General features: G+C 68.3%; 5 protein-coding genes. 1 reads left to right on the forward strand and 4 read right to left on the reverse strand.

Translation table 11 applies throughout. The annotated features are described in order from the left end of the window. Positions 1 to 111: 111 nt before the first annotated feature. The 4 genes from ACFWPX_RS35425 to pdxH form a co-directional block, all read right to left on the reverse strand. Positions 112 to 471 carry an FKBP-type peptidyl-prolyl cis-trans isomerase gene (locus ACFWPX_RS35425; RefSeq protein ID WP_378915683.1) on the reverse strand — a complete coding sequence of 120 codons (360 nt, stop codon included), beginning with the start codon at positions 469 to 471 and terminating at the stop codon, positions 112 to 114. 63 nt (positions 472 to 534) lie between these two features. After that, positions 535 to 1,848, reverse strand: a complete 1,314-nt coding sequence (locus ACFWPX_RS35430) for a citrate synthase (protein ID WP_101464504.1) — start codon at positions 1,846 to 1,848, stop codon at positions 535 to 537. A 258-nt stretch (positions 1,849 to 2,106) separates the two neighbouring features. After that, the gene (locus tag ACFWPX_RS35435) at positions 2,107 to 3,390 is read right to left on the reverse strand and encodes an MFS transporter (RefSeq protein ID WP_378915681.1); all 1,284 of its coding nucleotides are present in this window, start codon (positions 3,388 to 3,390) and stop codon (positions 2,107 to 2,109) included. A 67-nt stretch (positions 3,391 to 3,457) separates the two neighbouring features. Further along, a complete protein-coding gene (gene pdxH, locus ACFWPX_RS35440; RefSeq protein ID WP_378932997.1) occupies positions 3,458 to 4,162 on the reverse strand; it encodes a pyridoxamine 5'-phosphate oxidase in 705 nt (234 codons plus the stop codon). Positions 4,163 to 4,238: 76 nt separating this feature from the next. On the opposite strand from pdxH, the gene ACFWPX_RS35445 reads away from it, so the two are divergent. Continuing rightward, positions 4,239 to 5,363 carry a citrate synthase 2 gene (locus ACFWPX_RS35445; RefSeq protein ID WP_378915677.1) on the forward strand — a complete coding sequence of 375 codons (1,125 nt, stop codon included), beginning with the start codon at positions 4,239 to 4,241 and terminating at the stop codon, positions 5,361 to 5,363. Positions 5,364 to 5,480: the final 117 nt, after the last annotated feature.

Genomic DNA, 5,480 nt, shown 5'->3' on the forward strand with positions numbered 1-5,480 from the left:
ATCTCTCTCTGGCTCTAACCCCCCCCGCGCGGCCCCCCCCCCCCCCCCCCACCACCACCACCCCCCCCGCGCGGGCGACCCCGTCCCCACCCGCGCCCCGAGAAGCTGGGATCAGTTCGCGTTGAGCAGGTCGATCACGAAGACCAGGGTCTTGCCGGAGAGCGCATGGCCCCCACCGGCGGAGCCGTAGGCGAGCTCCGGCGGGATGACCAGCTGACGACGGCCGCCGACCTTCATGCCGGGGATGCCGTCCTGCCAGCCCTGGATCAGGCCGCGCAGCGGGAAGGTGATGGACTCGCCGCGGTCCCAGGAGGAGTCGAACTGCTCACCCGTGTCGAACTCGACGCCGACGTAGTGCACCTCGACGGTGCCACCGGGCACCGCTTCCTTGCCTTCGCCCTCGATGAGGTCGGTAATCACGAGCTCGGTGGGCGCGGGGCCCTCCTGGAATTCGATCTCCGGCTTGGTCATGCGGGCTATCCCCTTCGATAGATTGCTGTACCCAACAAAGTTTCCGACAACAGCTGGTTGAAACTAGCGGTTGTCGATTGCACGGTAGTCGCGTTCACCGTAGCCGGTGTAGATCTGGCGCGGACGGCCGATCTTGAGCGGCTCGGAGTGCATCTCACGCCAGTGCGCGATCCAGCCGGGCAGGCGGCCCATGGCGAACAGCACGGTGAACATGCGGGTCGGGAAGCCCATGGCCCGGTAGATGACGCCGGTGTAGAAGTCGACGTTCGGGTACAGGCGACGCGACACGAAGTAGTCGTCGGTGAGGGCGGCCTCTTCGAGCTGCTTGGCGATGTCGAGCAGCTGGTCGTCGCCGCCGATCTTCGACAGGATCTTGTCGGCGGCCTGCTTGACCAGCGTCGCGCGCGGGTCGTAGTTGCGGTAGACGCGGTGCCCGAAGCCCATGAGCTTCACGCCGTCTTCCTTGTTCTTGACCTTGCGGATGAATTCCTTGACGTCGCCGCCGTTGGCCTTGATCTCGTCGAGCATCTCGAGCACGGCCTGGTTGGCGCCACCGTGCAGCGGGCCCCACAGCGCGTTGATGCCACCGGACACCGAGGTGAACAGGTTGGCGTCCGACGAGCCGACGAGGCGCACGGTCGAGGTGGAGCAGTTCTGCTCGTGGTCGGCGTGCAGGATCAGCAGCATGTCGAGCGCGGCGGCGACCTCGGGGTCGACCTCGTAGGGCTCGGCAGGGAAGCCGAAGGTCATCCGCAGGAAGTTCTCGACCAGCGACAGCGAGTTGTCGGGGTAGAGGAACGGCTGACCGACCGACTTCTTGTACGAGTAGGCCGCGATGGTCGGCAGCTTCGCCAGCAGGCGGATGGTCGACAGCTCGACCTGCTCGGGATCGCGCGGATCCAGCGAGTCCTGGTAGTACGCCGACAGCGCGTTCACCGCGGACGACAGCACCGGCATGGGGTGCGCGTTGCGCGGGAAGCCGTCGAAGAACCGCTTCAGGTCCTCGTGCAGCAGGGTGTGGCGGCGGATGCGATCGGTGAAATCGTCGAGCTGGGCCTGGGTCGGCAGCTCACCGTAGATGAGCAGGTAGCTGACCTCGATGAAGGTCGAGCGGCCCGCCAGTTGGTCGATCGGGTAACCGCGGTAGCGCAGAATGCCCGCTTCACCGTCGATATAGGTGATGGCCGACTTGGTCGACGCGGTGTTCATGAAACCGGGGTCGTAAGTGACGTAACCGGTGCTGGCCAGCAGCTTGCCCAAGTCGAGCCCGTCGTTACCCTCCGCGGCCTTGGTGACCGAGATCGGGAACTCGCCACCGGGGTACTGGAGTACCGCCTTGGCGTCTTCGGTGACGTTGGTGATGTTCTCAGCGGGCACGGAAGGATCCCTCTCAGGCTAGAACCGTAGGCACCGATGCGGTCGGCACAGGTGCGCTTGCGCTAACGCTAGCTGTTGTTCGGTCAGGACAAGCAATCAGGGTTGTCCTGTCCCGTTCTCACACCGACCGCGTGCGGCGGTGAGGTCGGTGCGAGGCCGGGGACCTGCGCCGATCCCCTTTTCCGCACCTTCACTCCGGCGATGCCGAACAGTTGCGCGGTGCGAGGATTCGATACTCGAATCCGATTGCCACACAAGTTAATTCGCCAACACGGCGGAGTGGGCGCGAGTGACTCGGTAGCGCACGAAGGCGGGGAAGGCCAGCGCGGCGAGCGCCACTCCGATCACCACCAGTACGCCGCCACCGGCGGCAGCTACAGCAGTACCCATGCTCGCCGCGGCGAAACCGTGGGCAACGTCACCGATCCGCGGCCCACCTGCGACGACCACGATGAACACGCCCTGCAACCGCCCGCGCATCTCGTCGGTGGACACATTGAGCAACATCGCCGTGCGGAACGCCGCCGAGACCATGTCGACCGCGCCGCCGAGCGCCAGGAACACCACCGCGATCCACAGCCACACGCCCAGCCCGAACACGTGCCCGGCCAACCCCACCGCGAGCCCGAACCCGACCATCGCCACACCCCACAGCGCGATGCACACGATCACCGCCAGCCCCTGCCTGCGCACCCGCGGTATCCACCCGGAGAACACCCCACCGAGCACAGACCCCGCCGCGATGGCCCCGAACAGCAGACCGAGCGCCAGCCCGCCCTCGGCCGGATCGTGGAAGGTCTCGTGCGCGATCTGCGGGAACAGCGCGCGCGGCATGCCGAACACCATGGCGATGAGGTCGACGACGAACGAGGCGAGCAGGATGCGCTGCCGGGCGAGATAGCGGAAGCCGTCGAGCACGGCGCGCAGCCCGGCCCGACGGCTCTCACCGGTCGGCGGGAACGCGGGCAGCCGCCACACCGCCCACAGCGTCGCGAGCAGCGCGATCGAGTCGATGAGATACAGCATCGGCAGGCCGATCACCGGAATGAGCAGCCCGGCCAGCACCGGTCCCGCGATCATGCCCACGTTCTGCACGGTCATGCTCAGCGAACTGGCCGAGGCCATCTGCTCCGGCGGCAGCAACCGGGCGATCAGGGCGCTGCGGGTGGGCTGGTTGACCGCGAAGAACGCCTGCTGGGTGGCGAACAGCCCGAGCACCAGCCACACGTTGTTCACCCCGAGCGCGGCCTGCACCCAGAACGCGACCGCGGTCAGACCCGTGCCCGCGGTGGTGATGACGAGCAGCGTGCGCCGGTCCATCACGTCGGCGAGCGCGCCACCCCAGAGCCCGAACACCACCAGCGGAACCAGGCCGAACAGACCGGCCAGGCCGACGTAGCCGGAACTGCCGGTGATCTGGAAGATCTGCTGCGGTACCGCGACCACCGAGAGCTGCGCGCCGATGACGGTGACGATATTGGTCGTCCACAGCCTGCGATAGTCGCGGTTACGCAGGGGTTCGGTGTCGGCGAGCAGCTTCACTCAGCGCAGATTAGCCACTGCGGCGCGGTCATCCCATGTTTGGGCGCAGTGACATAGGCCACCGCCGTTACGGCTGCAGACGTTCGATTGTTGTGGCCTGCCCGTCGATCCGCACGACGATGCGGTTGTGCAGCCTGCCGTGCCTGCCCTGCCAGAACTCCACCTCGTCGGGACGCAGCAGGTAGCCGCCCCAGAACGGGGGCACGGGGATGTCGTCGACATCGGCGAAACGCGCCATGGTCTCGGCCAGCACGCGATCCAGTTCGGCCCGCGAGGACACCGGCCGCGACTGCTGCGAAGCCCACGCGCCCAGCCGCGACTCCCGTGGCCGCGCCGCCCAGTAGGCCGCGGTCACCTCGGCGGACACCCGCTCGGTCACACCGCGCACATGAACCTGCCTGGCGAGCGCGGGCCAGACGAAACTCGCCGCCGCGTACGGGTCGGCGGCGAGCTGGTTGCCCTTGGCCGAGTCGTAGTTCGTATAGAAGGTGACGCCCTCGGGCGAGAGCCCTTTGCACAGGACCGTGCGCGCCACCGGGCGCGGCGCCGGGCCCGTCAGCGAGACCGTGGCCAGCACCATCGCGTTCGGTTCGGCAACTCCGAGACCACGCGCCTGCTCGATCCAGCTGCGCAACAACGGTTCCCAACCGCCGGCCACCCAGCTCTCGTCGAGATCGGGTTGATCGGCGGGAACGAACAGGGGATTGCCGTAGTCGACGCGCATCGCGGCGAGGTCGGGCGCGGCGGCCGCCGAGGGCTCCAGGTCACGCATAGGGGCGAGATTACTCCGCGGTATGTCCGGGTCTAGGGTTCAGAAATATCGGCATGCCCCTGCAAGGAGAGTCACCATGACTACCAGCTCGGTACCACAGGATTTCGTCAGCGGATTGGAAGGCGTGGTGGCCTTCACCACCGACATCGCCGAGCCGGACAAGGACGGTGGCGCCCTGCGATATCGCGGCGTCGACATCCAGGATCTGGTCACCGACCAGGTGACTTTCGGCGACGTGTGGGCCCTGCTCGTCGACGGTGAGTTCGGTCGCGGCCTGCCCCCCGCCGAGCCGTTCCCGCTGCCGGTGCACACCGGTGATGTGCGCGTCGACGTGCAGGCGGGCCTGGCCATGCTCGCCCCGATCTGGGGCTACGAGCCGCTGCTCGATATCGACGACGAGACCGCCCGCGAGAACCTCGCCCGCGCCTCGGTGATGGCGCTGTCGTATGTGGCGCAGTCCGCGCGCGGCATCTATCAGCCCGCCGTTCCGCAGCGCAAGATCGACGAGTGCGACACCGTCACCGAGCGGTTCATGACCCGCTGGAAGGGTGACCCGGACCCGCGCCATACCGAGGCGATCGACGCCTACTGGGTGTCGGCGGCCGAGCACGGCATGAACGCCTCCACCTTCACCGCCCGCGTGATCGCCTCCACCGGCGCCGACGTCGCGGCGTCGCTGTCCGGCGCGATCGGCGCCATGTCCGGCCCGCTGCACGGCGGTGCCCCGGCTCGCGTGCTGCCGATGATCGAGGCCGTCGAGCAGTCCGGCGACGCGCGTGCGCTGGTCAAGGGCATCCTGGACCGCAAAGAGAAGCTGATGGGCTTCGGCCACCGCGTGTACCGCGCCGAAGACCCGCGCGCCCGCGTGCTGCGCGCCACGGCCAAGCGCCTCGACGCCCCGCGCTTCGAGGTGGCCGCCGCGTTGGAGCAGGCCGCGCTGACCGAGCTGCGTGAGCGTCGCCCGGACCGCGCCATCGAGACCAACGTCGAATTCTGGGCCGCGGTCATCCTCGACTTCGCCGAGGTCCCGGCCCACATGATGCCCGCGATGTTCACCTGTGGCCGGACCGCCGGTTGGTGTGCCCACATCCTCGAGCAGAAGCAGCTGGGCAAGCTCGTCCGCCCCGCCGCGATCTACACCGGCCCCGGCCCGCGCACGCCGGCCGAGGTTCCGGGCTGGTCCACCATCTCGCAGCACTGAGTCATCGGACCGGGGGGGGGGGCGCCGGCGCCCGCGGGGCGACGAGAGGGGCTGTGACGATCACTATATAAGAACGCACGCCCCCGCGCGCGCGCACCCCGGGCCGCGGGCGGGAGG

Origin of the sequence: Nocardia sp. NPDC058518 (assembly GCF_042719655.1) — a bacterium.
GTDB lineage: Bacteria > Actinomycetota > Actinomycetes > Mycobacteriales > Mycobacteriaceae > Nocardia.

Excerpts from the sequence above, each read along its gene's own strand:
- ACFWPX_RS35425 (WP_378915683.1), bottom strand. The coding sequence starts at position 471 with ATGACCAAGCCGGAGATCGAATTCCAGGAGGGCCCCGCGCCCACCGAG.
- pdxH (WP_378932997.1), bottom strand. The coding sequence starts at position 4,162 with ATGCGTGACCTGGAGCCCTCGGCGGCCGCCGCGCCCGACCTCGCCGCG.
- ACFWPX_RS35445 (WP_378915677.1), top strand. The coding sequence starts at position 4,239 with ATGACTACCAGCTCGGTACCACAGGATTTCGTCAGCGGATTGGAAGGC.